26 protein-coding genes are annotated in these 24,881 nt (G+C 67.5%); 11 read left to right on the plus strand and 15 right to left on the minus strand.

Features of this window, described 5'->3' with window-relative positions:
* The 7 genes from benD to ACLBWH_RS01040 are packed head-to-tail and all read right to left on the minus strand — an operon-like array spanning window position 1 to window position 6,115.
* A complete protein-coding gene (gene benD / locus ACLBWH_RS01010; RefSeq protein WP_447796126.1) occupies window positions 1-777 on the minus strand; it encodes a benzoate diol dehydrogenase BenD in 777 nt (258 codons plus the stop codon).
* A complete protein-coding gene (benC, locus tag ACLBWH_RS01015; protein ID WP_447796128.1) occupies window positions 774-1,814 on the minus strand; it encodes a benzoate 1,2-dioxygenase electron transfer component BenC in 1,041 nt (346 codons plus the stop codon). Before benC ends, benD begins: the two co-directional genes overlap by 4 nt.
* 25 nt (window positions 1,815-1,839) lie before the next feature.
* A complete protein-coding gene (gene benB, locus ACLBWH_RS01020; protein WP_447796129.1) occupies window positions 1,840-2,328 on the minus strand; it encodes a benzoate 1,2-dioxygenase small subunit in 489 nt (162 codons plus the stop codon).
* Window positions 2,325-3,704, minus strand: coding sequence for a Rieske 2Fe-2S domain-containing protein (locus ACLBWH_RS01025; protein WP_447796131.1), 1,380 nt, complete (start codon window positions 3,702-3,704; stop codon window positions 2,325-2,327). Before ACLBWH_RS01025 ends, benB begins: the two co-directional genes overlap by 4 nt.
* A gap of 19 nt (window positions 3,705-3,723) precedes the next feature.
* Complete coding sequence (locus ACLBWH_RS01030) at window positions 3,724-4,620, minus strand: dioxygenase family protein (RefSeq protein ID WP_447796133.1); 897 nt, start codon at window positions 4,618-4,620, stop codon at window positions 3,724-3,726.
* A 43-nt stretch (window positions 4,621-4,663) separates the two neighbouring features.
* Window positions 4,664-4,954 (minus strand): muconolactone Delta-isomerase, encoded by a 291-nt coding sequence (catC, locus tag ACLBWH_RS01035; RefSeq protein WP_447796135.1) that lies wholly within the window; start codon window positions 4,952-4,954, stop codon window positions 4,664-4,666.
* 3 nt (window positions 4,955-4,957) lie between these two features.
* Window positions 4,958-6,115 (minus strand): muconate/chloromuconate family cycloisomerase, encoded by a 1,158-nt coding sequence (locus ACLBWH_RS01040; RefSeq protein ID WP_447796137.1) that lies wholly within the window; start codon window positions 6,113-6,115, stop codon window positions 4,958-4,960.
* A 108-nt stretch (window positions 6,116-6,223) separates the two neighbouring features.
* Here ACLBWH_RS01040 and ACLBWH_RS01045 point away from each other — a divergent pair, with 108 nt between their 5' ends.
* Window positions 6,224-7,153: a LysR family transcriptional regulator gene (locus tag ACLBWH_RS01045; protein ID WP_447796687.1), complete on the plus strand. Its 930-nt coding sequence runs from the start codon at window positions 6,224-6,226 to the stop codon at window positions 7,151-7,153.
* 151 nt (window positions 7,154-7,304) lie between these two features.
* Here the strand turns inward: ACLBWH_RS01045 and ACLBWH_RS01050 are convergent, their stop codons facing one another.
* The 3 genes from ACLBWH_RS01050 to ACLBWH_RS01060 form a co-directional block, all read right to left on the minus strand.
* Window positions 7,305-7,535, minus strand: coding sequence for a hypothetical protein (locus tag ACLBWH_RS01050; protein WP_447796139.1), 231 nt, complete (start codon window positions 7,533-7,535; stop codon window positions 7,305-7,307).
* Between the two features lie 120 nt (window positions 7,536-7,655).
* The gene (dmeF, locus tag ACLBWH_RS01055) at window positions 7,656-8,591 is read right to left on the minus strand and encodes a CDF family Co(II)/Ni(II) efflux transporter DmeF (protein ID WP_447796140.1); all 936 of its coding nucleotides are present in this window, start codon (window positions 8,589-8,591) and stop codon (window positions 7,656-7,658) included.
* A 10-nt stretch (window positions 8,592-8,601) separates the two neighbouring features.
* Complete coding sequence (locus ACLBWH_RS01060; protein WP_447796142.1) at window positions 8,602-8,877, minus strand: metal/formaldehyde-sensitive transcriptional repressor; 276 nt, start codon at window positions 8,875-8,877, stop codon at window positions 8,602-8,604.
* A gap of 252 nt (window positions 8,878-9,129) precedes the next feature.
* On the opposite strand from ACLBWH_RS01060, the gene ACLBWH_RS01065 reads away from it, so the two are divergent.
* Both ACLBWH_RS01065 and ACLBWH_RS01070 read left to right on the plus strand, forming a co-directional pair.
* A complete protein-coding gene (locus ACLBWH_RS01065; protein WP_447796143.1) occupies window positions 9,130-9,450 on the plus strand; it encodes a DUF2946 family protein in 321 nt (106 codons plus the stop codon).
* 72 nt (window positions 9,451-9,522) lie between these two features.
* On the plus strand, window positions 9,523-11,538 hold the full coding sequence (locus ACLBWH_RS01070) for a TonB-dependent receptor (protein ID WP_447796145.1): 2,016 nt from the start codon (window positions 9,523-9,525) through the stop codon (window positions 11,536-11,538).
* Window positions 11,539-11,636: 98 nt separating this feature from the next.
* Here ACLBWH_RS01070 and ACLBWH_RS01075 read toward each other — a convergent pair whose 3' ends face one another.
* Window positions 11,637-12,737: a CobW family GTP-binding protein gene (locus ACLBWH_RS01075; RefSeq protein WP_447796147.1), complete on the minus strand. Its 1,101-nt coding sequence runs from the start codon at window positions 12,735-12,737 to the stop codon at window positions 11,637-11,639.
* A gap of 114 nt (window positions 12,738-12,851) precedes the next feature.
* On the opposite strand from ACLBWH_RS01075, the gene ACLBWH_RS01080 reads away from it, so the two are divergent.
* Both ACLBWH_RS01080 and ACLBWH_RS01085 read left to right on the plus strand, forming a co-directional pair.
* Entirely contained in the window at window positions 12,852-14,102 is a 1,251-nt protein-coding gene (locus ACLBWH_RS01080) for a GTP-binding protein (RefSeq protein WP_447796149.1), read from the plus strand.
* Window positions 14,099-14,692: a DUF1826 domain-containing protein gene (locus ACLBWH_RS01085; protein WP_447796150.1), complete on the plus strand. Its 594-nt coding sequence runs from the start codon at window positions 14,099-14,101 to the stop codon at window positions 14,690-14,692. Before ACLBWH_RS01080 ends, ACLBWH_RS01085 begins: the two co-directional genes overlap by 4 nt.
* 204 nt (window positions 14,693-14,896) lie before the next feature.
* Here the strand turns inward: ACLBWH_RS01085 and ACLBWH_RS01090 are convergent, their stop codons facing one another.
* A complete protein-coding gene (locus ACLBWH_RS01090; RefSeq protein WP_322849193.1) occupies window positions 14,897-15,250 on the minus strand; it encodes a winged helix-turn-helix transcriptional regulator in 354 nt (117 codons plus the stop codon).
* A gap of 101 nt (window positions 15,251-15,351) precedes the next feature.
* On the opposite strand from ACLBWH_RS01090, the gene ACLBWH_RS01095 reads away from it, so the two are divergent.
* On the plus strand, window positions 15,352-16,374 hold the full coding sequence (locus ACLBWH_RS01095) for a zinc-binding alcohol dehydrogenase family protein (RefSeq protein ID WP_447796152.1): 1,023 nt from the start codon (window positions 15,352-15,354) through the stop codon (window positions 16,372-16,374).
* Window position 16,375: 1 nt separating this feature from the next.
* Entirely contained in the window at window positions 16,376-16,756 is a 381-nt protein-coding gene (locus tag ACLBWH_RS01100; RefSeq protein WP_447796153.1) for a nuclear transport factor 2 family protein, read from the plus strand.
* A 9-nt stretch (window positions 16,757-16,765) separates the two neighbouring features.
* Here ACLBWH_RS01100 and ACLBWH_RS01105 read toward each other — a convergent pair whose 3' ends face one another.
* Window positions 16,766-17,695 carry a LysR family transcriptional regulator gene (locus ACLBWH_RS01105; protein ID WP_447796155.1) on the minus strand — a complete coding sequence of 310 codons (930 nt, stop codon included), beginning with the start codon at window positions 17,693-17,695 and terminating at the stop codon, window positions 16,766-16,768.
* Window positions 17,696-17,792: 97 nt separating this feature from the next.
* Between ACLBWH_RS01105 and ACLBWH_RS01110 the strand changes: the two genes are divergently transcribed.
* Window positions 17,793-18,812: a zinc-dependent alcohol dehydrogenase family protein gene (locus ACLBWH_RS01110; RefSeq protein WP_447796157.1), complete on the plus strand. Its 1,020-nt coding sequence runs from the start codon at window positions 17,793-17,795 to the stop codon at window positions 18,810-18,812.
* Between the two features lie 96 nt (window positions 18,813-18,908).
* On the opposite strand, the gene ACLBWH_RS01115 is transcribed toward ACLBWH_RS01110, so the two are convergent.
* Entirely contained in the window at window positions 18,909-19,754 is an 846-nt protein-coding gene (locus tag ACLBWH_RS01115; protein ID WP_447796159.1) for an oxygenase MpaB family protein, read from the minus strand.
* A 183-nt stretch (window positions 19,755-19,937) separates the two neighbouring features.
* On the opposite strand from ACLBWH_RS01115, the gene ACLBWH_RS01120 reads away from it, so the two are divergent.
* The 3 genes from ACLBWH_RS01120 (at window position 19,938) to ACLBWH_RS01130 (ending at window position 21,608) form a co-directional block, all read left to right on the plus strand.
* Complete coding sequence (locus tag ACLBWH_RS01120) at window positions 19,938-20,459, plus strand: TetR/AcrR family transcriptional regulator (RefSeq protein ID WP_447796161.1); 522 nt, start codon at window positions 19,938-19,940, stop codon at window positions 20,457-20,459.
* 154 nt (window positions 20,460-20,613) lie between these two features.
* Window positions 20,614-21,006 (plus strand): hypothetical protein, encoded by a 393-nt coding sequence (locus tag ACLBWH_RS01125; protein WP_447796163.1) that lies wholly within the window; start codon window positions 20,614-20,616, stop codon window positions 21,004-21,006.
* Window positions 21,003-21,608, plus strand: coding sequence for a DedA family protein (locus tag ACLBWH_RS01130; protein ID WP_447796164.1), 606 nt, complete (start codon window positions 21,003-21,005; stop codon window positions 21,606-21,608). The genes ACLBWH_RS01125 and ACLBWH_RS01130 overlap by 4 nt, the downstream gene beginning before the upstream one ends.
* A gap of 58 nt (window positions 21,609-21,666) precedes the next feature.
* Here ACLBWH_RS01130 and ACLBWH_RS01135 read toward each other — a convergent pair whose 3' ends face one another.
* Window positions 21,667-24,723, minus strand: coding sequence for a TonB-dependent receptor domain-containing protein (locus tag ACLBWH_RS01135; protein ID WP_447796166.1), 3,057 nt, complete (start codon window positions 24,721-24,723; stop codon window positions 21,667-21,669).
* Window positions 24,724-24,881 lie beyond the last annotated feature (158 nt).

Genomic DNA, 24,881 nt, shown 5'->3' on the forward strand with positions numbered 1-24,881 from the left:
TCAGCCCAGATCACCGCCGGCGACGGGGAGGACCGAGCCGGTAATATAGGATGCCTCGTCGGACGCGAGGAACAGGATCGGCGCGATCTGTTCGTCGAGCGTCGCATATCGTTTGAAGAAGGTGGAGGTCGTCACCTGCGCCACCGCCTCGGCCATCCATGCCTGTTCGCGCGCGTCGTCGCCGTCCGGGTTGCGCGGCACGATACGGGCCGGGGCCTGCGTGCCACCTGGGGCGGTCGCCACGACGCGGATGCCCGCTTCGCCATATTCCATCGCGAGGCTCTGCGTCAGCGCGTTGATCCCGCCCTTCGCCGCCGAATAGGGGACGCGCCGGACACCCCGCGTCGCGTTGGACGAGACGTTGACGATCGTCCCCCCGCCCTGCCGCAGCATCACCGGCAGCACCGCATGACAGCCCCAGAGGGTCGGCATCAGCGAACGGCGGATCTCCGCCTCGATCTGGTCGGGCTCGAACTCGGCGAAGGGGCGCATGCGGATCGCGCCGCCGACATTGTTGACCAGGATATCGACGCGCCCGAACAGCGCCTCGGCCCCGCCGATCGCCGCGACCGCCCCCGCGTGTGTTTCGAGATCGCAGGTGAAGGCGCGCGCCGCCCCGCCCGCCTCGCGTGCGACATCGTCGACGAACGCCGCACGGTCGACCAGCAGCACCGCCGCGCCCTCCGCCGCGGCGCGCAGCGCGACGCCGCGGCCGATGCCCTGTGCGGCACCGGTCACCACCATGACCTTGCCCGCGAAACGACCGGCGAAGATCATGCCGCCACCGCGGTGATCGCCGCTTCGGTCGGGGCGAATTTCTCGTAATGGAAATGCCGGGGATCGACGCCGCGTTCGCGCAGGAAGACGCGCACCGCCTCGACCATCGGCGGCGGACCGCACAGATAGATGTCGCACTCGCCGGCGTTGAGATGCGCGTCGGTGAGGAAGTCGGTGACATGGCCCTTGAGCGGCTGCGCGCTCTGCGGGTCGGAGACGCATACCTCCCAGCTCATCGTCGGTAGTCGCGCCGCCAGCGCCGCGATCCGGTCGGTTTCGACGATATCGCCGTCCTGGGAGACGCCGTAGATCAGGTGGATCGGCTGATCGACCTCGTCCGCCTCGTCGGCCAGCACCTCCAGCATCGACAGGATCGGCGCGAGGCCCGTACCGCCCGCCAGCAGCACCGTCGGGCGATCGACGTCGCGCAGGAAGAAGCTGCCCTGCGGCCCGACGAACGTCATCCGCGCGCCCGGTTCCGCCCGCGTCGTCAGCCATTCGCTCATCCGCCCGCCGGGAACGTTGCGGATCAGGAAGCTGGCTTCGTCGTCACCGGGTTTCGAACTGAACGAATAGGAGCGCGTCTCGCCGGTGCCCGGCACGGTTAGATTGACATATTGCCCCGGCAGGAAGGCGAGCGCAGCGGGATCGTCGGGGCGCAGATTTAGGATGATCGTCCCGTCTGACACCAAATCGACGCGCGTCACCGTGCCGCCATGCTCGGCCGGGCGGACCTTATAGGCCGAGGCCGGCACCGGCACGGCGATCACGCAGTCGGACGACACCTGCATCTGGCAGGTCAGCACCAGCCCTTCCTCCGCCTCGTCCGCGGTCAGCGCCTCGTCGATATAGTCGTCGCCCAGATCGTAGGCGCCCGCCTCGCAGCGGCATTTGCACGTCCCGCACACCCCGTCCGAACAATCCATCGGCAAATTGACCTTCTGGCGGAAGGCGGCGTCGAGCACCGTCTCGCCGGCGTTGCAGTCGATGAAGCGCGTCGCGCCATCCTCGAAGTTGAGAGCTATGCGATAGGCCATGATGATCCTCTCGGGGCCCGGCGCGTCAGACGTGGTAGACGTCGATGACCTGCCGGATATAGTCGTTCTTCAGGACGACTTTCTTGCTGGTGATGCGCGGCTGCTCGCCGCCGACGTCGATCGTGTAGAAGGACGTGCCGAAGAAGCTCAGCGTCTCCTTGTAGCGGTGGCTGAGCGTGTGCCAGTTGAACCGCACCTCCAGCCTGCCGTCATGCTCGCCGACGATCTCGACATTGGTGACCGCGTGGTTGGTGCGCGGTTCGGGCATGCTCGCGCCCGACCGCTCGGTCTTGATGCGGAAGACGCGATCCTCCAGCCCCTCGCGATTGGGATAATAGATCAGCGAGATCTCGCGCTGCGGGTCGTCGACGAGCTGGTCGTCATCGTCCCACGCCGGCATCCAGAAGACGACCTCGGGCGCGTAGCAGGTCAGCCATTCGTCCCACAGACGATCGTCGAGCAGCCGCGCCTCGTGATAGAGGAAGGCGACCACCGCGTCATAGTCGATCGTCATGCCGCCACCCGCAGGCGGTCGTCCGGGCGGACCGCATTGCCGTCGTCGCCGCCGCCCTCGCGGTCGAGCGCGGCGATCAGCGTGCGTGCCCAATATTCGTGCTGGCGGACGAACAGGCCCTCGTCCTCGCTGCGGCTGCCGCTCAGGATCGGTTCGAGCCCCATCGCCTTGGCATTGTCGTCCGGCCCGGCGATCCAGTGCGTCGCGCCGCGGCTGAGGTCGTTCCACAATTCGCCGGCGCCCGCATAGGCCGTCTGGCACGAACGGAATTCCTCCAGATCGTCGGGCGTGCCCATGCCGCTGACGTTGAAGAAATCCTCATATTGGCGGATGCGCAGCGCGCGTTCGGCGTCGCTCTCGCCCTTCGGCGCGAAGCAATAGATGGTGACCTCGGTCCGGTCGACCGCGATCGGCCGGACGACGCGGATCTGGGTCGAGAATTGGTCCATCAGATAGACGTTGGGATAGAGGCACAGATTGCGCGTCTGCGTCAGGATCGGCGCGGCGCGCTCGGCGCCCAGCCGCTGCTCCAGCTCGGCGCGATGCGCGTAGACCGGCCGCACCTCGGGATTGAGCAACCGCGTCCACAGCAGGATATGGCCGTGATCGAAGCCGTAGACGCCACCGACGCTCTTCGACCAGCCGTCGGGATCGACCGCCTTGGTCGCATCCGCCTGCCGCCGGCCGGTGGTCGCCGCGTAATTCCAGTGGACCGCGCTGACGTGATAGCCGTCGGCGCCGTTCTCCATCTGCAGCTTCCAGTTGCCGTCATAGACATAGGAGGAATTGCCGCGCAGCACCTCCAGTCCCTCGGGCGCCTGGTCGACCATCTGGTCGATGATGACGCGGGTCGAACCGAGCCAGTCCTCCAGCGCCGGCACGTCGGGGTTGAGGCTGCCGAACAGGAAGCCGCGATAGCTTTCGAACCGCGCCACCTTCGTGAGATCGTGCGAGCCGCCGGTGTTGAACGCCTCGGGATAATCGGCATTCCTGCCGTCCTTCACCTTGAGCAATTTGCCGGTGTTCGCGAACGTCCAGCCATGGAACTGGCAGGTGAAGCTACCCTTGTTGCCATGCTTGCGGCGGCACAGCATCGCGCCGCGATGCGCGCAGGCGTTGATGACCGCGTTGAGCTGCCCGGTCTTGTCGCGGGTGATGATGATCGGCTGCCGGCCGATGACGGTGGTGAAATAATCGTTGGCGTCCGGGATCTGGCTTTCGTGCGCCAGATAGACCCAGTTCGCCTCGAAGATATGCTTCATCTCCAGGTCGAAGAGCTCCGGGTCGGTGAACACGTCGCGGCGGCAGCGGAAGGTGCCGGTGGCGGGGTCGTCTTCGACGGCGGTTTGCAGACGGGTGCGAAGGTCGGTCATCATGCGTCTCCTTGCGCGCGGATCAGGCGGCGACGGCGAGGCGGGCGCGGTGCGAGAAATGCTCTTCCTCGGCATCGTCGGCGCGCTGGAGGTGGAAATCGAAGACGATCGTCGCGCTGTCGCCCTGCCGGTTCGGCACCGGCAGCAGGCCCTCGCGCGTGCCGAAGGCGAAATCGTCCGCGGCGAAGGGATCGTCGCCGAAATTGATCTGCGTGGTCAGGACGCGATAGCTGGGCGCCTCGATGAAGAAATGGACGTGCGCGGGGCGATTGCCGTGGCGACCGAGCGCCTTCATCAGCGTGTCGGACGCACCGCCGGGCGGCACGCTATAGCCGTTGGGCATCTTCGAATGGAACGCATAGCGGCCGTCGTCGCCGACCCGGATGCGGCGGCGGTTGTTGAACGGCGTCTGTTCGTGCGTCGGGTCGAAATGCGAATAGAAGCCCTTCGAATTGGCGTGCCAGACATGCAGGATCGCGCCCGGCACCGGTTCGCCGTCCGGCCCGATGATTCGTCCGCTCATATAGAGCGTGCTGGTCTCGTCGGGATCGGTGGTGAGGTTCGCGTCATTGTCGACCAGCGGCGCGCCGGCGACATAGAGAGGCCCTTCGATCGTGCGCGGCGTGCCGCCGGTCTTACCCGCCTCGACATCCTTGGCGTCCATGTAGAGGTCGAGGAAATGCTCGATCCCGCTGCCCGGCATCAGCAGGCCGAACTCGCCTGCGCCCGATTGCAGGAAATTGACCGCGTCCCACACCTCGTTCTCGCTGATGTCGTGACGGACGATGAGCGTCATGATCTGCTCGGTCAGATCGCGCAGGATGACCTTCAGCCGCGGATTGCCGCCTGCGCTGCCCACGCCGGCGGCGCGGTCGAGCAGGTCCTGAACGGCGGGGGTCTGTACGAAGCCTGTGTCCATCACGTCTCTCCTGGATTGGGCGCCGCCTGCGGCGGTCGTCTGGTCAGCGGTCGTCGTCGTGCAGCGACGAGGGGTGCCGGCACAAAGCCGTCACGCGCATCGTCATGAAGGGGTAGAGCGGCAGGCTCGTCAGGATGTCGTGCAGCTCGGCATTCGAGCCGACGTCGAAGATGCTGACGTTCGCGTATTGCCCGACGACCCGCCAGATATGCCGCCAGATGCCGGCGCGTTGCAGCTCCTGGAAGCGCGCCTTCTCCGCAGCCTTCAGCCGCGCCGCCTCGTCGGCATCGAAACCGGATGGGATGTTCACGTCCATCTCGACCTGGAACAGCATGGCTCAGGCCCTTTCCGCAACGACGTGGAGGAGCGGCGCGGTGCGGTCGCGCCGGTGGAAGGCGATGCGATCCTCGTCGAGCGCGATGCCGAGTCCGGGGCCGGTCGGCACCGCGAGGTGGAAGTCGACGTAGCGCAGCGGCTCGGCGAGGATGTCCTGCGTCAGCAGCAGCGGCCCGAACAGTTCGGTGCCCCAGGCCAGCGACGGCAGGGTCGCGCACAGATGCGCCGAGGCGACCGTGCCGACCCCGCCCTCCAGCATCGTCCCGCCATACAGGCCGACGCCCGCCGCCTGCGCGATCGTCGCCACCGCATGCGCCGGCAGCAGCCCGCCCGATTGCGCGATCTTCACCGCGAACACCCGCGCCGCGCCGCGCGCCGCGATCGCGAAGGCATCGGCGGGGCCGTGCAGCGCCTCGTCGGCCATCAGCGGGATGACGTGCTTGGCCGAGAGCCGCGCCATCGCGGCATGATCGTGGCGCGCCACCGGCTGCTCGACCAGATCGCAGCCCGCATCCTCGAGCAGCCGCATGCCGAGATCGGCCTGCGCCTCGTCCCAATTCTGGTTGACGTCGACGCGTACGCTGCCGCGGTCGCCGACCGCGCGCTTGATCGCGGCGACGTGCGCGACATCGGCGCGCACGTCGCGCTTGCCGATCTTGAGCTTGAAGATGTTGTGGCGGCGCTCGGCGAGGACGCGTTCGGCCTCCTCGATATCGCGCGCGGTATCGCCGCTCGCCAGCGTCCAGGCGACCGGCAAACGCTCGCGGACGCGGCCGCCGCCGATCAGCTCCGACACCGGCACGCCCAGCCGCTTGCCCGCCATGTCGAGCAGCGCCGTCTCGACCGCGCATTTGGCGATATGGTTGCCGGACACGTGTTTCGCGATCCTCGCCATCGCGGCACCGACGCGGCGCGCGTCGCAAGTCTTGAGGACCGGCGCGATATAGGTGTCGATCGCCAGCCTGATCCCCTCGGGGCTTTCCGCGCCATAGCTCAGGCCGCCGATCGTCGTGCCCTCGCCCACCCCCTCGACGCCGTCGGCGTCGCGCAGCCGCACGAGGACGATCGACTGATGATGCATCGTCGCCATCGCCAGCACGTGCGGGCGGATCGTCGGGATATCGACGATGAAGGTATCGATCTCGCTGATCGCAACCATGGCCTGCGGCATCCTCAATCCCGTGTTCTCTGCAAGGAACCTAGGATTTGGAGGCTGGTCTAGCAAAGACCGTTATGGTCTAAGCGCGATACTCCGGAGGTATGAATGATGGACCTGCGTCAGCTCCGCTATTTCGTCGCGGTCGCCGCCGAGCGCAATTTCAACCGTGCGGCGGAGCGGCTGCACATGGCGCAACCGCCGCTCAGCCGCTCGATCCAGCAGCTTGAGGCGGATATCGGCGCCGCCTTGATCGACCGCAGCGCGCGGCCGCTGGCGCTGACCCCGATGGGGCAGATCTTCCACGATCAGGCGCTGCAGATCCTGCGCCGCGTCGACGACATGCGCGCGATGATGACCGCCGCGATCGCCACCGAGACGCGGCGCTTCACGATCGGCTTCGTCGCCTCGACTATCTATGCCCGGCTGCCCGGCCTGATCCGCGAATTCCGCGCCGAGATGCCCGATGTCGAACTGACCTTGGTGGAAAGCACGACGCTCGACCAGATCGCCGCGCTCAAGGAGGGGCGGATCGACATCGGCTTCGGCCGCATCCGCTTCGACGATCCGGCGGTACGCCGCACCGTGCTGCGCCGCGAACCGCTGGTCGCCGCGGTGCCGCTGGCGAGCGCGCTCGGCCGCGATGGCGCGCCGGTCTCGCTTGCCGCGCTCGCGCGCGAGAAGCTGATCCTCTACCCCAGCGCCCCGCGGCCGAGCTATGCCGATCAGGTACTGTCGCTGTTCCACGACGCCGGCCTCACGCCGGATGCGGTGCTGGAGGTGCGCGAATTGCAGATCGCGATCGGCCTCGTCGCCGCCGAGGAGGGGGTCGCGGTGATCCCGGAATCGGTCCGGCGCGCGCGCACCGACGACGTCCGCTACCTCGACCTCGCCGAACCGGCGACCTCGCCGATCATCATGAGCCACCGCGTCGGCGACTTTTCGCCCGAGATCGTCGCCTTCCTGCGCCTCACCGCGCGCAAATATGCCGACTGGGGCTATCCCGTTCCCGAAGCGCTGCTCGCCGAACCGTTCCGCTAAAGCGGATCGGCGTGCACGTCCGGTGGAAGCGATGATGGTCGAGGGAGATCGAACGCGCGCCTCCGCGCGAACCCTCCTCTCCCCGCATCCAGATCGTTGCCGCCCTGATAATCGGATGCAGCCGCGGCCGGGATGATCGGGACGCCCGCCGCTATTGCCGCGCCAGCGTCTGCAGCCAGAGCATGACGATCAGTCCCGACGCCGGCACCAGCAACACCATCGGATGCCCGCGCTGCTCGCCATAGAGCAGCCACGCCAGCAGCGACGTCGCCAGCCAAGGCAGCAGGCCGACATACCAGCCCGACCCGCCATAGCAGGAGAGGCCCCACACGATCGCGACGGCGAGCGACGCGACGAGGTACAGCAACAGGGGTCGCGACATCGGCCAGGTCCTGAGTCTCGTTGCGATGCATCATGCCGCGGTGCCGGCGCGGGTGGAAGACCGATCGTGGTGCCGCGCAAGGCCTTCCTCGCCGCCACGCGCGGCGCCGCTATCGACCGGTCACCGGCATTCGACCGTCAGATGCGCCACCGCCCCGACCGGCGCGAGGCGATGGCGGATCGTCTCGCAGGTCACGCCCGGCACCGCGACGACGCTGACGATCGCCGCATGCGCATCGGGGCCGACCCGCCAGACGTGGAGGTCGGCGATCCGCGCGTCGCCGGGCACCTCGACCAGCGCGCGCACCGTACCCGCGACCGGTGCCGCGCTGCGGTCGAGCAACACCGCCGCGGTGTCGCGCAGCAGCGTCCACGACCAGCGCGCGATCACCAGCGCGCCGACGATCCCCATCGCCGGGTCCATCCAGCCCCAGCCGAGATAGCGCCCCGCCAGCAATGCCGCGATCGCCAGCACCGAGGTCAGCGCATCGGCGAGGACATGGACATAGGCGGAGCGCAGATTGTTGTCCCCGCCATGCGCGTGGGGATGCGGATGCGCGTGATCGTCATGATGATGCCCGTGCGCCTCATGGCCGTGATGATGCCCGCCGCCGAGCAGCAGGGCGCTGACGATGTTCACCACCAGCCCGAGCGTCGCGATCGCCGCCGCTTCGCCGAAGGCGACGGTGACCGGCTCGAACAATCGCAGCGCGGATCCGATGCCGATGGCGGCCGCGATCAGCCCGAGCACCATCGCCGAGGCGAAGCCGGCGAGATCGCCGACCTTGCCCGTGCCGAAACTATACGCGGGATCATGCGCATGCCGCCGCGCATAGCCATAAGCGGCGGCCGCCACCGCGAGCGCACCGGCATGCGTCGCCATATGGAAGCCGTCGGCGAGCAGCGCCATCGATCCGGTCGCATAGCCCGCGCCGACCTCCCCCACCATCATCACCGCGGTCAGCGCGACGACCCAGCGCGTTCGCCGCGCATGCGCGTCATGCGCCGTCCCGAGGAACAGATGGTCGTGCGACGGAAGCGCAGATGCGAAGGCCATGGCGATACCCCTATTTGCCGTAGCGGCGGATGACGGTGAGCAGTTCGTCCGCGCCGCGGGCACGGTCGGCATCGGACAGGCCGGGCCGCGCGACGTGCGTGGCGAGATGATCGGCGATGATCTCGTCCATCAGCCCGTTGACCGCGCCGCGCACCGCCGCGACGCGGTGCAGGACGGTGTCGCAATCGGCATCGCCGACGAGTTCGCGCTCGATCGCGGCGACTTGCCCGGCGATCTTGCGGACCCGAACGATCAGGTCCGGGGCGGCTTTGGCAGTGTGGCTCATACCCTACCCCCCTACCCTAGGGTGACTGTCGTTGCAAGTTCACCCCGTCGCCAGCTCAGGACGGGAGCCGCGGCCCGCCGTCGCCGTCGCGGCGACGTCACTCCAGCCCGACCGGGCAGGACGGGAGAATATGAAAGAGCATCATGTCAACAGGTTATGACATATTGTATCACGTTCAGCTTGTAGAAAGGTTTGCACGTGCCGAATAGGGCCGTGTCCAGCCGCGCATATCCCCATCGGTCCCGACCCGGCATGCTGCTCGCGCTGCTGATCTTGTGGTCGTTCGTCTTCGACGGGACGGTGCTCCAGGCGCACCAGCATCCGCTGGCGCGGGCTGCTGTGCCCGGCGCACCGGCCGGGCCATCCGTCATCGCCGATCTCGACGAGGACTGCCCGCTTTGCGCCGCCGCGGCGTCGATCGAACCGTTGCTGCCGACCGGCCCGGTCGATCCCATCCGCCCGCCGGGCGACGTCGCCGCGGCGGTCGCGATCGCCGGCACCTATCCTGCGCACACGTCGCGCGGCCATATCTGGCGCAGTCGCGCGCCCCCGGGAACCGTCACCGCCCCCTGACGGCGCGAAAACCGCCCGTGGTGCCCGGCATCGCGGCGGTCCGCGTCTTACGCGACATTTCCGGAGTCCAACATGCGTTTCATCCTGCTTGCCGGTGCGGCCGTCGCCGCGCTCGTTCCCGCCTGCGCGTCCGCCGCTACGGACACGCCCACGACGCCCGCCCCCGCCGCACAGACCGATACCGGGCGCGACATCATCGTCACCGCCTCCCCCATCCAACACGACCGCGACGACACGCCGGCGATCTCCGCCAAGGTCGACGCCGCCGACATCCTGCATCAGGGCGGGGCGAGCATCGCTGATGCGCTCGCCCGCATCCCCGGCATCGCCGCGACCGGCTTCGCCAGCGGCGCGAGCCGGCCGATCATCCGCGGCATGGACGCCACCCGCGTCCGCATCCTCGAAGACGGCACCAGCGCCTCCGACGTCTCCGACATCGGTCCCGACCACGGCATCCCGATCGATCCGCTCGCCGCGCGCAGCATCGAGGTGGTCCGCGGCGCCGGCACGCTGCGCTACGGCAGCCAGGCGATCGGCGGCGTCGTCAACGTGCTCAACAACCGCATCCCCACCGCATTGTCGAAGACGCCGCTGTCGGGCGAAGTGGAGGGCACGTACGGCACCGTCTCCGATCTCTACCAAGGCGCGGCGCTGGTCGATGCGACGCTCGGCAATCTCGCGCTCCACGCCGACGGCTTCGGCCGTCACACCGGCGATTACGACACGCCGCTCGGCACCCAGCAGAATTCCTTCTTCAAGGGCTATGGCGGCGCACTCGGCGGCTCGTATTTCTTCGGCGGCGATGCGGGCAGCCGGATCGGCGCGGCCGTCTCGCATTATGCTTCGCAATACGGCATCCCCAGCGACACCACCCATATCGACATGCGCCAGACCAAGGTGATGACGCGCTCGTCCTTCGCGCTGGGGTCGGGGCTGTTGCAGCGGCTCGATATCGACGGCAGCTATGCCGATTACACGCATGACGAGAAGGAGCCCGACGGCACGATCGACACGACCTTCCACAACAAGGAATATAACGGTCGCGCCGAGCTGCTGCTCGACCGGATCGGCTTCATCGACAATTCGGCGCTCGGCGTCGAATATCAGCATCGCGCCTTCTCCGCGGTGGGCGAGGACAGCAGCTATCTGTTCCCCGCGACGATGGAGAGCATCGCGGGCTATCTGTTCACCGACACGCGCATCGCCGATCGCCTGCACCTCGAAGCGAGCGGCCGCGTCGAGCACGTCCGGCTCGCCGGAACGCCGCGGTCCGACGTCTATGCCACGCCCGATTTCACGCCGATCAGCGGGGCGCTCGGCGCGCTCTATACGGTGACGCCGGCGATCAAGCTGGGTGCGACCTTCTCCAGCACCGGCCGTGCGCCGGCGCTGACCGAGCTGTTCGCCCGCGGCGGGCACGACGGCCCCAATACGTTCGAGACGGGCGACCCCCGTTTGCGCATCGAGCGCGCCAATTCGCTCGAAGGGACGTTGCGCGTCCGGTCGGGCGGGTTCCGCTTCGACGGCAGCGTCTACAGCAGCTGGTTCCGCAACTATATCTACGGCGACCTCACCGGCCGCGTCTGCGACGACGACGGCACCTGCGCGGTCGATGGCGACGGCGATCTGCGTGAGCTGAACTATCGCCAGCAGGACGCGCATTTCCGCGGCGTCGAGGGCGAGGCGAGCTACGATCTGGTGCACACTGCCAGCGGCGTCTACCGGTTCAACCTGCTCGCCGATTATACCCGCGCGACGCTCGACGACGGCAGCAACGTGCCGCGTATCCCGCCCTATCGGGTCGGCGGGGGGCTCAACTGGCGGGGCGATCGGCTCGATGCCGGGTTCAACCTGATCTACGCCGGGCGGCAGGACAAGGCCGGGGCGTTCGACACGCCGACGCCGAGCTATGTGTCGCTCGACGGGCAGCTCGCCGTCCGGCCGTTCACCGCCTATCCCCACGTCGAACTCGCGCTGGTCGGCCAGAACCTCACCAACGACGTCCAGCGGCTCGCCACCGCGCTCAACAAGGACAGCGTCGTGATGCCGGGGCGCAGGCTGATGGTGACGCTCAAGATCGCCAGTTAGACGGTCTTACGGCCCCCCGCGCGCGATGGCGGTGCGCGCGGGGCCGCCGGTTCATCGCCGCTCAGCGGCTGCGCGCTCGCCCGGTTGCGATCGCTTCGTCAGGCCGCCCCGCCGCTGGCATCGACGCGATCGACCAGATCGCGAAGCCCCGCCTCGTCGAGACCGAGCGACATCAGCGCGAGCGTCCCGCGCAGTTCCTCGGGATCGATGTTGCGGGTGATGAACACCATTCGCGTCCGCCGGTCGGCGGAGGGCCAGTGGTCGAGCTCGACCGGCGGGTGGAAGATATGCTGCACGCCATGGACGACGACCGGCGCGTCATGGCCGGCGAGATGGACGATGCCCTTGACGCGCAACAGATCGGCACCGCGGAACATGGTGAGCAGGCCGAGCCAGCGATCGAAGGCGAGCGGGTCCAGCGGCTGGTCGAACGTCAGGCAGGTGGCGCGGATACCATCGCCGTGCCGGTTCACGTCGTGATGATCGTGGCCGTGATGATGACCGCCAACATAGGCTTCGTCGGCGAGCCAGCGGCGTACATCCGCGCTCTTGCTCGCCGGGTCCCATAATCCGACGTCGAAGAGCGACGCGGGATCGACCATCCCGTCGCGCACCCCGATCACCGGCGCAGCGGGGTTGAGCGTGGCGAGCCGCGCGCGCAACGCCGCCTGCGTCGCATCCTCGGCCAGATCGGTCTTGGTGAGCAGCAACCGGTCGGCGACCGCCACCTGTTTGACCGCCTCGCCATGCGTGTCCAGAGTCGCCATCCCCGCCGCGGCATCGACCGTCGCGATCACCGCGTCGAGCCGGTACAGCGGTTCGAGCCCCGCATCGGCGACCAGCGTGTGCAGGATCGGCGCGGGGTCGGCGAGCCCGGTCGTCTCGATCACCACGCGGTCGAACCAGCATCGCCCGTCGCGCGCGAACCGCCAGGGCGCATCGCGCAACGTCCGCGCCAGATCGCCGCGGATCGTGCAGCACAGGCAACCGCCCATCAACTCGACCACCAGATCCTCGCTGGATCGCGCGACCAGCTCGTGATCCAGTCCGACCGCCCCGAATTCGTTGATGACGACCAGCGCCCGCGCCATCCCCGGTGACCGCACCAGCCGATTGAGCAGCGTCGTCTTGCCGCTGCCGAGAAAGCCGGTCAGCACCGATACCGGGATGCGGTCGGCCAGCGTGCGCGCCGCGTTCATGCCGATCCCCCCGCCGGTCTGCCCCGCCTGTCTGCGCAGTGATCGTTGGGGACTGGACATAGGACGAGGGCTCCGCATATGTTATGTTGTATCATGTCGCATGGGATGATGATCATGGCAATATCCTCCGGTTCCCCCCGCTCCGTTCCCGATCGCCGCCTGCCGGTGACGGTGCTCTCCGGCTTCCTCGGTGCTGGCAAGACGACGCTGCTCAACCATATCCTCGCCAATCGCGAGGGCCGCCGCGTCGCGGTGATCGTCAACGACATGTCGGAGGTGAACATCGACGCCGATCTCGTCCGCGGCGGCGAGGCGGCGCTGTCGCGCTCGGAAGAAGCCTTGGTCGAGATGACCAACGGCTGCATCTGCTGCACCTTGCGCGACGATCTGCTTGCCGAGGTGCGCGCGCTCGCCGAGGCAGGTCGGTTCGACTATCTGGTGATCGAGAGCACCGGCATTTCCGAGCCCCTGCCCGTCGCCACCACCTTCTCGTTCCGCGACGAGCACGGCGTCTCGCTCGGCGACGTCGCGCGGCTCGACACGATGGTGACGGTGGTCGATGCGCTCAACCTGCTCGCCGATTATTCGAGCCGGGACTTCCTCGCCGACCGCGGCGAGAGCCTTGGCGAGGACGATACGCGCAGCCTCGTCGGCCTGCTGGTCGAGCAGATCGAGTTCGCCGATGTCGTCGTCGTCAACAAGGCGTCGTCGGTCTCGCCCGAGCAGCTCGCGACGGTCGGGAAGCTGGTCGCCAGCCTCAACGCCGATGCGGTGATCGTGCGGTGCGATCATGGCCGCGTCGATCTCGATCTGGTGCTCGCCACCGGGCTGTTCGACGAGGAGAAAGCGGCACGCCATCCGCTCTGGGCGAAGGAGCTGTACGGCTATGCGCACCACCGGCCCGAGACCGAGGAATATGGCATCGAAAGCTTCGTCTATCGCGCCCGCGCGCCGTTCGATCCGGCGAAATTCCATGCCTTCCTGACGGGCGGCGGGCTCGACCATGTCGTGCGCGCCAAGGGCCATTTCTGGCTGGCAACGCGCCCCGACTGGGTCGGCGAGCTGGCGGTGGCGGGCAGCCAGACGATGACCTCGCGCATGGGCCGCTGGTGGGCGTCGATCCCCAAGCATCAATGGCCCGACGACGGCCGGTTCGAGGAGTTCGTCGCGAAACATTGGGACCCGGTCTGGGGCGACCGGCGGCAGGAACTGGTGTTCATCGGCATCGGCATGGACGAGGCGAGGATCCGCCGCGCGCTCGACGCCAGCCTCGTCGCGACGCGCGCCTTCACGCCCGGCCTGTGGCGGACCTTGCGCGATCCCTTCCCCGCCTGGGGCGAGCGGCAGCTCGAAGCCGCCGAATGAGCCTCGCCGCCATCGATCGCGAGGTGGCGGTCGGCACGACGGCGGACGGTCTCGCGGCCATCGCGCATCCTGCCACCGCGCTGGCGATCTGGCAGCGTCCGCTGCCGCCCGGCCTGCGGGCGGCGCTGGCGCGGCTCGATCTCGATACGGTCGACGATATCGCGCTGGATGCTATCGACGCGCCGCTCGACGATACCCTGCGCGCGGCGGGCTATCCCGATGCGATCGTCGCGCCGCTCGCGGCCGATATGGCCGCCTTGCTCGATCGCCACGCCGCGCTGACCGGCCGCGACCGGCCGGCGCTGCGGCTCGAAGTGGTCGATACCGACGCCTGCCGCCGCTTCCACGCCGATTACGTCACGCTCCGGCTGCTGTGCACCTATGTCGGCCCGGGCACGCAGTGGCATCGCGTCGCGACACCCGACGCGATCGAACAGGTGCCGACCGGCGCAGTCGCGCTGTTCAAGGGACGGCTGCTGCTCGATCCGCCGACGCTGCTCCACCGCTCGCCGCCGATCATGGCGGCGGGCGGCCGCCGGCTGATGCTCGTCATCGATCCGCCACGTGACGCGTCACCCGTAGGCGGCTGAACAGGACTTCGGCGCAATAGTCTTCTCTCCCGCTTTCACCAGGCAGACGAATGTACGGGAGATGAAAAGCTCATGCAGCTCCACCGCGGTCGCCTGACCGATGGTGACGTGGGTGACCCCATGCTGTGACGCGTCGCTTTCCATTGCCCACGCTGCCCCCTCGATGCGCCTCAAGACCAAGCGCGTTTTCGCGCCCTGCGCCGATCAAGCCGCCGTTGAAGCGGCTGCGACGGCATATGCGTCGCCCCACGCTTTCAGCGCCAGGATCACGGGCTCGAGCGTCCGTCCCCGCGGCGTCAGGCTGTATTCCACCTTTGGCGGCACCTGCGCATAGATGTGGCGGTCGACCAAACCATCGGCCTCCAGTTCGCGGAGCTGGTTGGTCAGCATCCGCTGCGTGCAGGTCTGCAACAGCCGCCGCAGCTGGTTGAACCGTACCGGTCCGTCGAGCAGATGGTAGAGGATCACGCCCTTCCACTTGCCGCCGATCACCTGCAACGTCCCCTCGACCGGACAGCCCGGCCCGCAGTCGAGGCTGGTATGACGGACACGGCTCATGACGGTATCCTTTCCGACACTATGGGCGGTTTATGTGCGTTCTTGCGGGCCGGCGCACAATGGCCGATCTCGCGGTCGATCGCAGGCACAGGAGATCGATCATGAAGGCCGTCGGATATCGCATAGCGGGCAGCATCGAACGCGACGACGCGCTTGTCGACATCGAACCGCCGATGCCGGTCGCGCGCGGCCATGACCTGCTCGTCGCGGTGAAGGCGGTGTCGGTCAACCCGGTCGACACCAAGATCCGCAAGGGTGTCGCGCCGGACGACGGCGAATGGAAACAGCTCGGCTGGGACGCTGCCGGCGTCGTCGCCGCGGTCGGCGACGCGGTCGACGGCTTCGCGGTCGGCGATGCGGTCTATTATGCCGGCGCCCTCGATCGGCCGGGGACCAACGCCGAATATCATCTGGTCGACGCGCGGATCGTCGCGCACAAGCCCGCCACGCTCGACTTCGCCGATGCCGCTGCCTTGCCGCTGACCGCGATCACCGCGTGGGAGGCGCTGTTCGACCGGTTGGCGGTACGGACCCCCGTCGCGGGTGCCGCACCGGCATTGCTGATCGTCGGCGGCGCGGGCGGGGTAGGATCGATCGCGATCCAGATCGCGCGTGCGGCCACCGACCTCACCGTCATCGCCACCGCCTCGCGCCCCGAAACCGCCGACTGGTGCCGGTCGCTCGGCGCGCATCATGTCGTCGATCACCGCAATCCGCTCGACGCGGAAATCGCCGCGCTGGCCCTCGACGCGCCGCCCGCCTTCGTGTTTTCGACGACGCACACGGATGCGCATCTGCCCGCGCTCGCCGAGCTGATCGCGCCACAGGGTCGCCTCGCGCTGATCGACGATCCGGCGGTGCTCGACATCACTCCGTTCAAGCGCAAGAGCGTGTCGGTCCATTGGGAATTCATGTTCACCCGCTCGCTGTTCGCGACCGCCGACATCGCGGCGCAGGGTGCGTTGCTTGCAGAGGTGGCACGGCTGGTCGATGCCGGCGCGATCCGCACGACGCGCACGCAGACGCTCGGCCCGATCGATGCCGCCACGCTCAAGCGGGCGCATGCGCTGATCGAGAGCGATGCCACGCGCGGCAAGATCGTCCTCGAAGGCTTCGGCGGCTGACATGGCCGCGTCGGCGCTGGACGTCGTGCGGGCCTGGTATCGCAGCGGCGATCCCGCGTTGCTCGCGCCGGAGATCGACTGGCGGGTGCTGGACAGCTTTCCGGCGGGGGGCAACTATCGTGGCCGGGACGCGGTCCTCGACCGCTTCTTCCCTGCGGTACTGGCCCGCTTCGCCGCCTATGAAACGATGCCCGAGAGCTTCCATGTCGCTGGCGGGACGATCGTCGCCACGGGGCGCTACCGGGTCCGCGGCCTGACGGGGGTCGCGGCGGAGGCCGACTTCGCACACATCTGGACGGTGAAAGAGGGCTCGATCGTCGCGTTCCGCCAGATTGCGGACACAGTCGCGATCGGGGCGGCGATCGGGGCCGCTATCAGCTAGGCCCGCGCGTCAGTCCGCGCCCCCCGCCGCGATCGACGCCGTCTCCGGCAGCCCGGCGGCCAGCGCGTCGATCGCGATCCGGACACGCAGCGGCAGATGCGGCGTCTGAGGCCACAGCACATGGCTCTCGAAGACATGCACCGGCAGGTGCGGCAGCACCATTGCCAGCCGCCCGGCAGCGACGTCGTCGCGGATCAGCCAGCACGGCAGCCAGGCGAGGCCGTGCCCCGCCACCGCCGCGTCGCGGATCGTGCCGAGATCGTCGAACCGCATCCGGCTCGGCGGCACGATCTCTTCCGGTGCAGCGCCGGCGCGCGGAAACAGCCACGATCGCACCCGCCCGGGCCGCCCGTACAGCACGGCGCGATGGTGCGGCAGGTCGGCGAGCGTCGCCGGCATCCCCGCCGCGGCGAGATAGGCGGGCGCCGCGCATATCCCCATCCGCTGGCGCGCGACCCGCCGCGCGGCGAGACCCGGCCAGTCCTGCAACGGCCCGTTACGCACCACCAGATCGAAGCCGTCCTCCACCACGTCGACCAGCCGGTCGTTGAAATTGAGGTCGATCGCCAGCTTCGGGTGGGTATCGAGCAATCCGATCAGGATCGGCGCGACGCGCATCCGCCCGAACAGCACCGGCACCGAAACGCGCAGATGCCCCACGACCTCGCGCCGCCCCGACTCCAGTTGCGCCGTCGCGGCATGGACCTCGTCGAGCGCGCGGCGGCAATGTTCGAAGAAGGCCTGCCCGTCGTCGGTCAGCACGAGCGTGCGCGTGGTCCGGTGGAACAGCCGCACGCCAAGCCGCCGTTCGAGCCGCGCGACCGTACGCCCCACCGCCGACCGCGTCAGGTTGAGCTTCGCCGCCGCCGCCGCAAAGCCGCCCGCCTCCACCGCCGCGACAAAGACCGGCAGATCGGCAAACATATCGCCGCGGTTCATTGTCGCCTCCTGCGCACCCATCGGGGTCCGATCTATCGCCACCGCTGCGCCTCGATCAACGGTATTCGTCGGACATCACCATTGGAAAGGAACTACGATGGCAAGGATGAAGCGCTGGACGATCGCCGGTTTCGGCCGCGACATGCTCCGGCTGGAGGATGCGCCGGTGCCCGAGCCGCGCGCCGGCCAATTGCTCGTGAAGGTCGCCGCGGTCTCGCTCAACTATCGCGACAAACTGGTGATCCAGGATGGCATGGGCGGGATGTCGCTCCCGTTCCCGTTCGTGCCTGGCTCCGATCTCGCCGGCACCGTGGTCGCGGCAGGTGACGGTGCAGGACGGTTCGCCGTCGGCGATCGCGTGATCTCGACCTTCTTTCCCGGCTGGATCGATGGCCCTCATCCGGGCGACGCATCGGCGCCTCCCTATAGCGCGTTGGGCGGCCTTCATCAGGGCGTGCTCGCCGAATATGTCGCATTGCCCGAAGACTGGCTGACGGCGGCACCGCACACGCTGGACCTCGCCGCGGCGAGCACCCTGCCCTGCGCCGGCCTCACCGCCTGGACCGCGCTGGCCGAACTGGGCAAAGTGCGCGCGGGCACGAGCGTGCTGGTACAAGGAACGGGCGGCGTCGCGCTATTCGGTCTGCAGATCGCCAAGGCGCATGGCGCCGAGGTCTTCGTCACCTCGGCCGGCGCGGCGAAACGCGAGCGGGCGATCGCGCTGGGCGCCGATCACGCGATCGATCGCGATGGCTGGGTCGAGACGGTCCAGCGCCTCACCGCGGATCGCGGTATCGATCATATTCTCGAAATCGTCGGCGGCGCGCATCTCGGCCGGTCGCTGGAGGCGGTCGCGATGCACGGGCGGGTGTCGCTGATCGGCGTGATCGACGGCTACGACCTGTCCGCCGCGGCGCACCACCTGATGCTCAAACAGGCGGTGGTGCAGGGCATCCGCGTCGGGCATCGCCGCGCGTTGGAAGATCTGGTCCGCGCGGTCGACGTCGACCGCATCGCACCGGTGATCGAACGGCGCTACGCCTTCGACGCCCTCCCCGCGGCGCTCGACCATCTCGATCGCGGGGCGTTCGGCAAGATCGTCGTCACGCTGGAGTGAGCGCCGCCAGCGCCGGCGCGGCAAGCAACAAGCTGGCGATGACCGCACCATAGCCGGCGATCGCCGCCGAACCATCGGTCGGGCCGCCGTGAGAGGTCATCCCTCGCCGACGCGGCGCCGGGATTGCGCGACGGGAGAGTCCGCGCGCACGGCCAGCATCGCCGCGCGCGCGAGCGCTGTCACCACGAGGGATTCGCCGAAGCGCAGCCCCTCGCCGCGCAGCTGCGGCAGCGAGCGGACCGGGTCGGGCACCATATCCACCGCGGCGCGGACCAGCAGCCGTTGCAGGCCACGCGCCCAGCGCGGCAGGATCGCCGCGCCGTTCATGATCGCGAGGAACTCTCCGAGGATTTCCGAGGGTTCGAGCCGCGGCGCGGTTTCCGCGAGCAAACGGTCCCATTTGGCCCGCGACCGCGGCGCGCCGGTCGCGCCATAGAGCCGCGCGGCGACCTGTCCCTCGGCGAAGGCGGCGTCCTGCTCGACCGGGGTCAGGGGCCGGGCGAAGCGGTGATAGGCCTGGGTGAAGCCGAAGGTCGCGGTCGCCTGGACCCAGTCGAGCAGGCGCGGGTCGTTGGCGCGATAGGGGGTTCCGTCGGGAGTGGTGCCGCGCACCCGGTCGTGGATCCCGACGACATGGGCGATCACTTCCGTCGCGCGCGACCGCGCACCATAAACGGTGATCATCGCGGTGAAGCCGGTGCGGCGCAGCCGCGTGCCCGGATCGGTGCGGAAGCTGCTGTGGTCCCATACCCCCGAGCGTACCGAGGGTTCCGCCATCTCGAGCAGCACCGCCGCCACCCCGCCGATGAACATCGTCACCGGATTGGCGAACACCCGCCATGTCACGCCGTCGGCCGGCACCAGCGCCGGCTCTCCCGGCGGCGTGGTGAAATCGAAGTCCAGCCCGGCGGGAGGCTTCAGCATGTCCTGCATCATGCTCATCGCCGCGCCGCCTTGCCGGCATGCGGCGAACCGCACCGCTTGCAGCGATCGGACCAAGGCTCGATAACGACACGCAACGAACCGGCAGACATGGTTCGATCTCCATATATGACTATCGACTGGTCATAAATAAGGTAAGTGATGGACGAGGCAATAGCCCCGAAACGCCGCGATGCGCGCCAGATGCGGTCTCGCGTCGCGATGCACCGTGCGCTGTTCGCGCTGCTGGCGGAGGGGCCGTTCGATCGGATCACCGGGGCGATGGTCGCCGATCGCGCGGGGATCGGCTATTCCACCTTCTTCCGCCATTATCCGGATGTCCGCGCGTTGCTGGTCGATGCCGCCCGCGCGCTGACCGACGATTTCGCGCAGGCGCTCCTGCCCGCCCTGCTGCGGCAGGATGGCCCCGGTGCGGCACGCAGCTTCATCGATGCCGTCGATGCACGGCGGGCGCAGATCGGCATGCTGATCGGGATCGGCGACGTGCTCCGACGCGAATTGCGGCGGCAGATCGTCGATCGGTTCGCCGCCTTGCCGGATACGGGAGCGACCTGGCTGCCACGCCGGCTGGCGATACGGATCGCGGTGGCATCGACCGTCGAACTGCTCGACTGGTGGCTGAACGAGGATCCGGAGCACGACGCGGCCGACATCGCCGAGCTGTTGAGCACAGCGATCCTCCACCCGCTGATGACGAAACCGTGACGCCGCGCGAAGACTTAACGATCACGCGCAAGCGCATTCGGGATGCTCGGCGTCACCTCATCAGGCGGCCCCGGTTCCGAACGTTGAGCCGGCGCGTCTGGAAGGTGGCGCCACCGACGTTGATCGCCACACGCGCCGCGCGTATCGCACGCGGATGACCCGCAATCGACCTTGGCGAAAAGCCCTGATCGCCCTGTTCGTCGCGGTCGTCGCCTTCACCGGCTATCACGCGGTTCGGACGATCAGCGACGCAATCTACTGGAATGCGCATCGCGACGAGCCGATCGAGCGGTGGATGACGATAGGCTATGTCGCGCATTCCTATCATGTGCCACCGCACGTCCTGCACCAGGCGTTGAACCTGCCGCCGATGCCGGACCATCGTCCGCTCGGCCGGATCGCGCGCGACAGCGGGCGTTCGATGGACCAGATCGAGGCGAAACTGACGTATGCGATCGTCCACGCGCGGCCGCCCTACCCGCCACCCGGACCGCCGCCGCGACCCTCCATGCCGTCCGCTTCACCGACGCCGTCGCCCGCGCGATGACCGAGCAGTTGCTTGAACTGCTGACGACCTACGGTCTGCCGGCATTGTTCGGGGTGATGATCCTCGCCGCGGCCGGCATGCCGTTTCCAAGCTCGCTGACGTTGGTCGCGATGGGGTCGTTCGTCGCACAGGGGGAGCTGGCATTCTGGCCGGTGATCGCCGCGGGCGCCGCCGGCGCGGTCGTCGGCGACCAGATCGGCTATGCCTTCGGGCGATATGGCGGCCGACCGTTGCTCGCGGCGGTCACGAAGCGGATCGGCGGGGCCGACAAGGTCGAGCAGGCCGAAGCCTATTCGCGCAAATGGGCGGGTTGGGGCATCTTCTTCAGCCGGTGGCTGATCGGGCCATTGGGACCGTGGATCAACGTCACCAGCGGACTGACCGAATACCCCTGGATCCGGTTCATCGTGCTCGACGTCGCGGGCGAGGTCCTGTGGCTTGTGATCTACGTCTCGCTGGGCCGCGCCTTCAGCGACCAGGTTCAGACGATCGCGAGCCTGCTCGGCAATCTGACCTGGGTGATCGTCGGCTTGCTGGTCGCCGGCCTGCTCGGCTGGAAATTGTTCGGCCGGCCGGCCAGCAGCCCAGACGACGCGATGTGAGAGCGAGGCGTCGCCGTGGTGATCGGCGACGCCTCGTTTCCCGTTGCGGATCGCGTCCTTAGAAGTTGAAGCTCGCACCTGCACTGAAATTCCGGCCGACGAGACCTGCGTAATGCCAGCTGCTGAGATAATTCGGATTGCTGGTATAAGCACCCGATGCAAGCGGCGCGCGGGCATCGGTCAGGTTCTGCACGTTGAAGAAGAACCGGAACTGATCGTTCACCTGCACGCCGGCGTTCAGATCGACGTAAATGAACGGACGAACGTAGCATTGATTGTTTTTGTCGCCATCCGACGGCACGGGTGCCAGCGTGTTCTTGCACGAGAGTTCGATAACGCCGCCGACGGGCGCGATCTCGTCGGCCGCGACCTGCTTGATCCGGCCCACATAATAGGTCGTCGCGGTGAGCGAGAACTTGCCCGCTTCCAGCGCGTTCTGCCAGTTGCCGCGGATGCGCGGCGTCCCGCCGCCCGACGAAAGCTCGTACGGTCCAAGCGTGCCAGCATACTTTTCCACCACACCTGCCGGAGTAACCAGATCGAGGCAAAGCACGCGGGTGACGTCGAGGCGGCTGATCAGTCGCACGCCCTCGGAAATCGGAACAGTCGCACTCGCCTGCACGTCGATGCCCGAACTCACTTCGTAATTGGCGTTGACGTACGGTACGTCGAACACCAGCAGATGGGGCAACGCATTCGGGTTGACGGGATCGGGTGCATCGATAACGTTACACTTGTAGCCTTCACCGACCGCAGCGAGCGCGGCGCATCCCGCTGTTGCGTTGGCTTGGCCGTAATAAGCCTCGACAGCCTCGCCCCGCAGCGGCCCGCTGACGATGAGGTTCGACTTCTTGATGTTATAATAATCGACGGTCAGGCTAAACCAGCGTGCAGGCTTGAGGATCGTGCCGAGCGTGATGCTGCGCGAGACTTCCGGCAATATGTCGGGGTTGCCCGCTGCGCCGCCACCGAGCTGATAGGTGCTGGTATACGCCAGATTGCCCGGATGCGCATCGACGAAGCTCTGAGGCGGCGTGAACGACGAGAAGCCGGCATAGCTGCTGGCGGGGTTGTTCTCCGCAAAGGTCGGCGCGCGGAAGCCCTGAGAATATGTGGCCCGAAGCGCGATCTGCTCGATCGGGGTGAACTTGACGCCGACCTTCGGTGAGAAATGACTGTAACCCTGCGAGTAATGATCGTAGCGCCCCGACACGTTTAGATCGAGTTCGTTCGCGAACGGCGCATCGATCTCGAAGAAGCCAGCCGTGACGGTTTGATGGCCCTGCGCCGAAGACGTGTTCAGCCCATAATAGCTCAGGTCGGCGTTCTGATTGCGGTTCATCAACGTCTCGCGACGTATCTGGAAGCCGGCGCCGATGTTGAGGTCGCCGCCGGGCAGCGCCGTCACGGCCTTGATAATGGAGCCGCCGATCGTCGCGACCGTCGAACTGGACGGCGTCGTGCGGTCGGGTGAGATCTGATTGCGTACCGCCGCGCTGTTGCGTTCAGGATTGACGAAATTATAGGCGCCCGTGTTGATCGCGTTCAACAAACCCTGGATGTTGATGGATCCGCGCTGCGTGAGACTGAAATCGTCGCGGGCATAGACGCCGTTGAGCCGGAACCGGAAGCCGGCGCCGAGATTGCCTGAAATGCCCGCAGTGGCTCGAAACACGTCGACGTAGCGGTCGGTGTTGGCAGGGATGTCGCCGAACAGATAATAGATACGTGCGGCACCTGCGCTTGGATTTCCAGCAAAAGCGGCGGCATAGGGATTGTTCGGGTTCAGCCGTTTGTCGGCCGCAGTGGCGCAGTTCACCCCCGCGGAGCAGACGTAGACCGGCAATACAATGCCCGGATTTTTTGACGAGAGCGCGGCGGACCCGCCGAACGGCTGGTTCTGGAGGATCGACGAAGGCCCACCCGTGATGCTGACGTCGGAATGGGAGTAGCTGGCGGTAGCGAACCCCTCCAGATTGTCGTTCAGCCGCGCCGTGAGGTGGGCGGTCGTCGAGTAACGCTGCTGACGGGGCTGGATTATATTATATTCGTCGGCGAGGTTATGGGCACAGCCGGTGCCCTGTTCCTTGTCCGTGTTCACCGTGAAGCTGCCATAAGGACAGGCGTTCGCGTTGAGCAATTGGTACTGGTTGGGGAAAGGTGACGCACCGATCTGCCCCGCCAGCGGGTTGTTGGTGTCGCTCTGAGTCACACGTGTGACGACCGCTTGCGTGTTCGCCGTGGTGAGCGAGTCATCGTTGCGGTTACGGTCCTTCAGCCCGCTGGGCCGAAGGTCGAGCGTGTTGAACGGATAGCCGCGCGAGTGATTGGTGATGTACCCGTCGTAGGTGTATTCGCCGTTCAGATAGACGTTGAAGCCCTGCTCCTCGTAATCGCCATAACCGGCGGTCAGCGTCGCCCGATAGTGTGAGCCGTCGGCGCGTTCGGTCGCGCCACCTTGCACCGATCCCTCGACGCCCTTGAAATGCTTCTTGCTGATCAGATTGACCACGCCGCCGATCGCGTCCGCGCCGTAGGTGGAGGATGCGCCGTCCTTCAACACCTCGATACGGTCGACGATGCTGAACGGGATCGAGTTCAGATCGACATAGGCATTGTGGCCATCGTCGTTGAGCGGGAAGTTCGCCGAACGCAGCCCGTCGATCAGCACCACGGTCGACGAGACACCGAGGCCGCGCAGCGACACGGCGGCACCGCCCGCCGAAAAGCCGTTGCGGAAGCCGGTCGAGATCGAGCCGGCGCTGTCCGCGGATACCGAGCGGATCGCGTCCTGCGCGGTCGTGATGTTCGCGCGCTCGAGCGTCTCCGAGGTCAGGACGGTCACCGGCGAGATCGACGTCGCATTCGAATCGCGGAACAGCGTGCCGGTGACGACGATCGCCGTACCCTGACCCGGATCGGACTGCGCTGCGCTCCCGGTCGCAGCGGGCTTATCCTGCGCATCCTGCGCCGCGGGCTGATCGGCGGCGGCGTCGGCAGCTTGGATCGGCGTCGCGTTTTGCGCATATGCGGGCGCGGCAATCGCCGTCAGGAGGGCCGCAGCCGATACCCCATGTCGCAGGGTAGAAATTGCAGAATTCACGGAAGTCACCAAGCCACCCCTTTAACGCAACAGCGAAGGTGCGCGCTGACGCGCGCCGCCTCCGCTTTCCCGACCTCCATTTTAGAAGCGAAAGACCGGAAGCTGGCCTGGCCCGAAAAATAGCGCGTTTCGCTTGGCCCTGCGGCGCCGCTGACGGCAGGGCGGGAGGC

The organism is Sphingomonas sp. M6A6_1c (assembly GCF_053345135.1).

Coding starts and splice junctions, on each gene's coding strand:
- benD (WP_447796126.1), bottom strand. CDS start 777: ATGATCTTCGCCGGTCGTTTCGCGGGCAAGGTCATGGTGGTGACCGGT.
- benC (WP_447796128.1), bottom strand. CDS start 1,814: ATGGCCTATCGCATAGCTCTCAACTTCGAGGATGGCGCGACGCGCTTC.
- benB (WP_447796129.1), bottom strand. CDS start 2,328: ATGACGATCGACTATGACGCGGTGGTCGCCTTCCTCTATCACGAGGCG.
- ACLBWH_RS01025 (WP_447796131.1), bottom strand. CDS start 3,704: ATGATGACCGACCTTCGCACCCGTCTGCAAACCGCCGTCGAAGACGAC.
- ACLBWH_RS01030 (WP_447796133.1), bottom strand. CDS start 4,620: ATGGACACAGGCTTCGTACAGACCCCCGCCGTTCAGGACCTGCTCGAC.
- catC (WP_447796135.1), bottom strand. CDS start 4,954: ATGCTGTTCCAGGTCGAGATGGACGTGAACATCCCATCCGGTTTCGAT.
- ACLBWH_RS01040 (WP_447796137.1), bottom strand. CDS start 6,115: ATGGTTGCGATCAGCGAGATCGATACCTTCATCGTCGATATCCCGACG.
- ACLBWH_RS01045 (WP_447796687.1), top strand. CDS start 6,224: ATGGACCTGCGTCAGCTCCGCTATTTCGTCGCGGTCGCCGCCGAGCGC.
- ACLBWH_RS01050 (WP_447796139.1), bottom strand. CDS start 7,535: ATGTCGCGACCCCTGTTGCTGTACCTCGTCGCGTCGCTCGCCGTCGCG.
- dmeF (WP_447796140.1), bottom strand. CDS start 8,591: ATGGCCTTCGCATCTGCGCTTCCGTCGCACGACCATCTGTTCCTCGGG.
- ACLBWH_RS01060 (WP_447796142.1), bottom strand. CDS start 8,877: ATGAGCCACACTGCCAAAGCCGCCCCGGACCTGATCGTTCGGGTCCGC.
- ACLBWH_RS01065 (WP_447796143.1), top strand. CDS start 9,130: ATGCTGCTCGCGCTGCTGATCTTGTGGTCGTTCGTCTTCGACGGGACG.
- ACLBWH_RS01070 (WP_447796145.1), top strand. CDS start 9,523: ATGCGTTTCATCCTGCTTGCCGGTGCGGCCGTCGCCGCGCTCGTTCCC.
- ACLBWH_RS01075 (WP_447796147.1), bottom strand. CDS start 12,737: ATGAACGCGGCGCGCACGCTGGCCGACCGCATCCCGGTATCGGTGCTG.
- ACLBWH_RS01080 (WP_447796149.1), top strand. CDS start 12,852: ATGGCAATATCCTCCGGTTCCCCCCGCTCCGTTCCCGATCGCCGCCTG.
- ACLBWH_RS01085 (WP_447796150.1), top strand. CDS start 14,099: ATGAGCCTCGCCGCCATCGATCGCGAGGTGGCGGTCGGCACGACGGCG.
- ACLBWH_RS01090 (WP_322849193.1), bottom strand. CDS start 15,250: ATGAGCCGTGTCCGTCATACCAGCCTCGACTGCGGGCCGGGCTGTCCG.
- ACLBWH_RS01095 (WP_447796152.1), top strand. CDS start 15,352: ATGAAGGCCGTCGGATATCGCATAGCGGGCAGCATCGAACGCGACGAC.
- ACLBWH_RS01100 (WP_447796153.1), top strand. CDS start 16,376: ATGGCCGCGTCGGCGCTGGACGTCGTGCGGGCCTGGTATCGCAGCGGC.
- ACLBWH_RS01105 (WP_447796155.1), bottom strand. CDS start 17,695: ATGAACCGCGGCGATATGTTTGCCGATCTGCCGGTCTTTGTCGCGGCG.
- ACLBWH_RS01110 (WP_447796157.1), top strand. CDS start 17,793: ATGGCAAGGATGAAGCGCTGGACGATCGCCGGTTTCGGCCGCGACATG.
- ACLBWH_RS01115 (WP_447796159.1), bottom strand. CDS start 19,754: ATGAGCATGATGCAGGACATGCTGAAGCCTCCCGCCGGGCTGGACTTC.
- ACLBWH_RS01120 (WP_447796161.1), top strand. CDS start 19,938: ATGCGGTCTCGCGTCGCGATGCACCGTGCGCTGTTCGCGCTGCTGGCG.
- ACLBWH_RS01125 (WP_447796163.1), top strand. CDS start 20,614: ATGACCCGCAATCGACCTTGGCGAAAAGCCCTGATCGCCCTGTTCGTC.
- ACLBWH_RS01130 (WP_447796164.1), top strand. CDS start 21,003: ATGACCGAGCAGTTGCTTGAACTGCTGACGACCTACGGTCTGCCGGCA.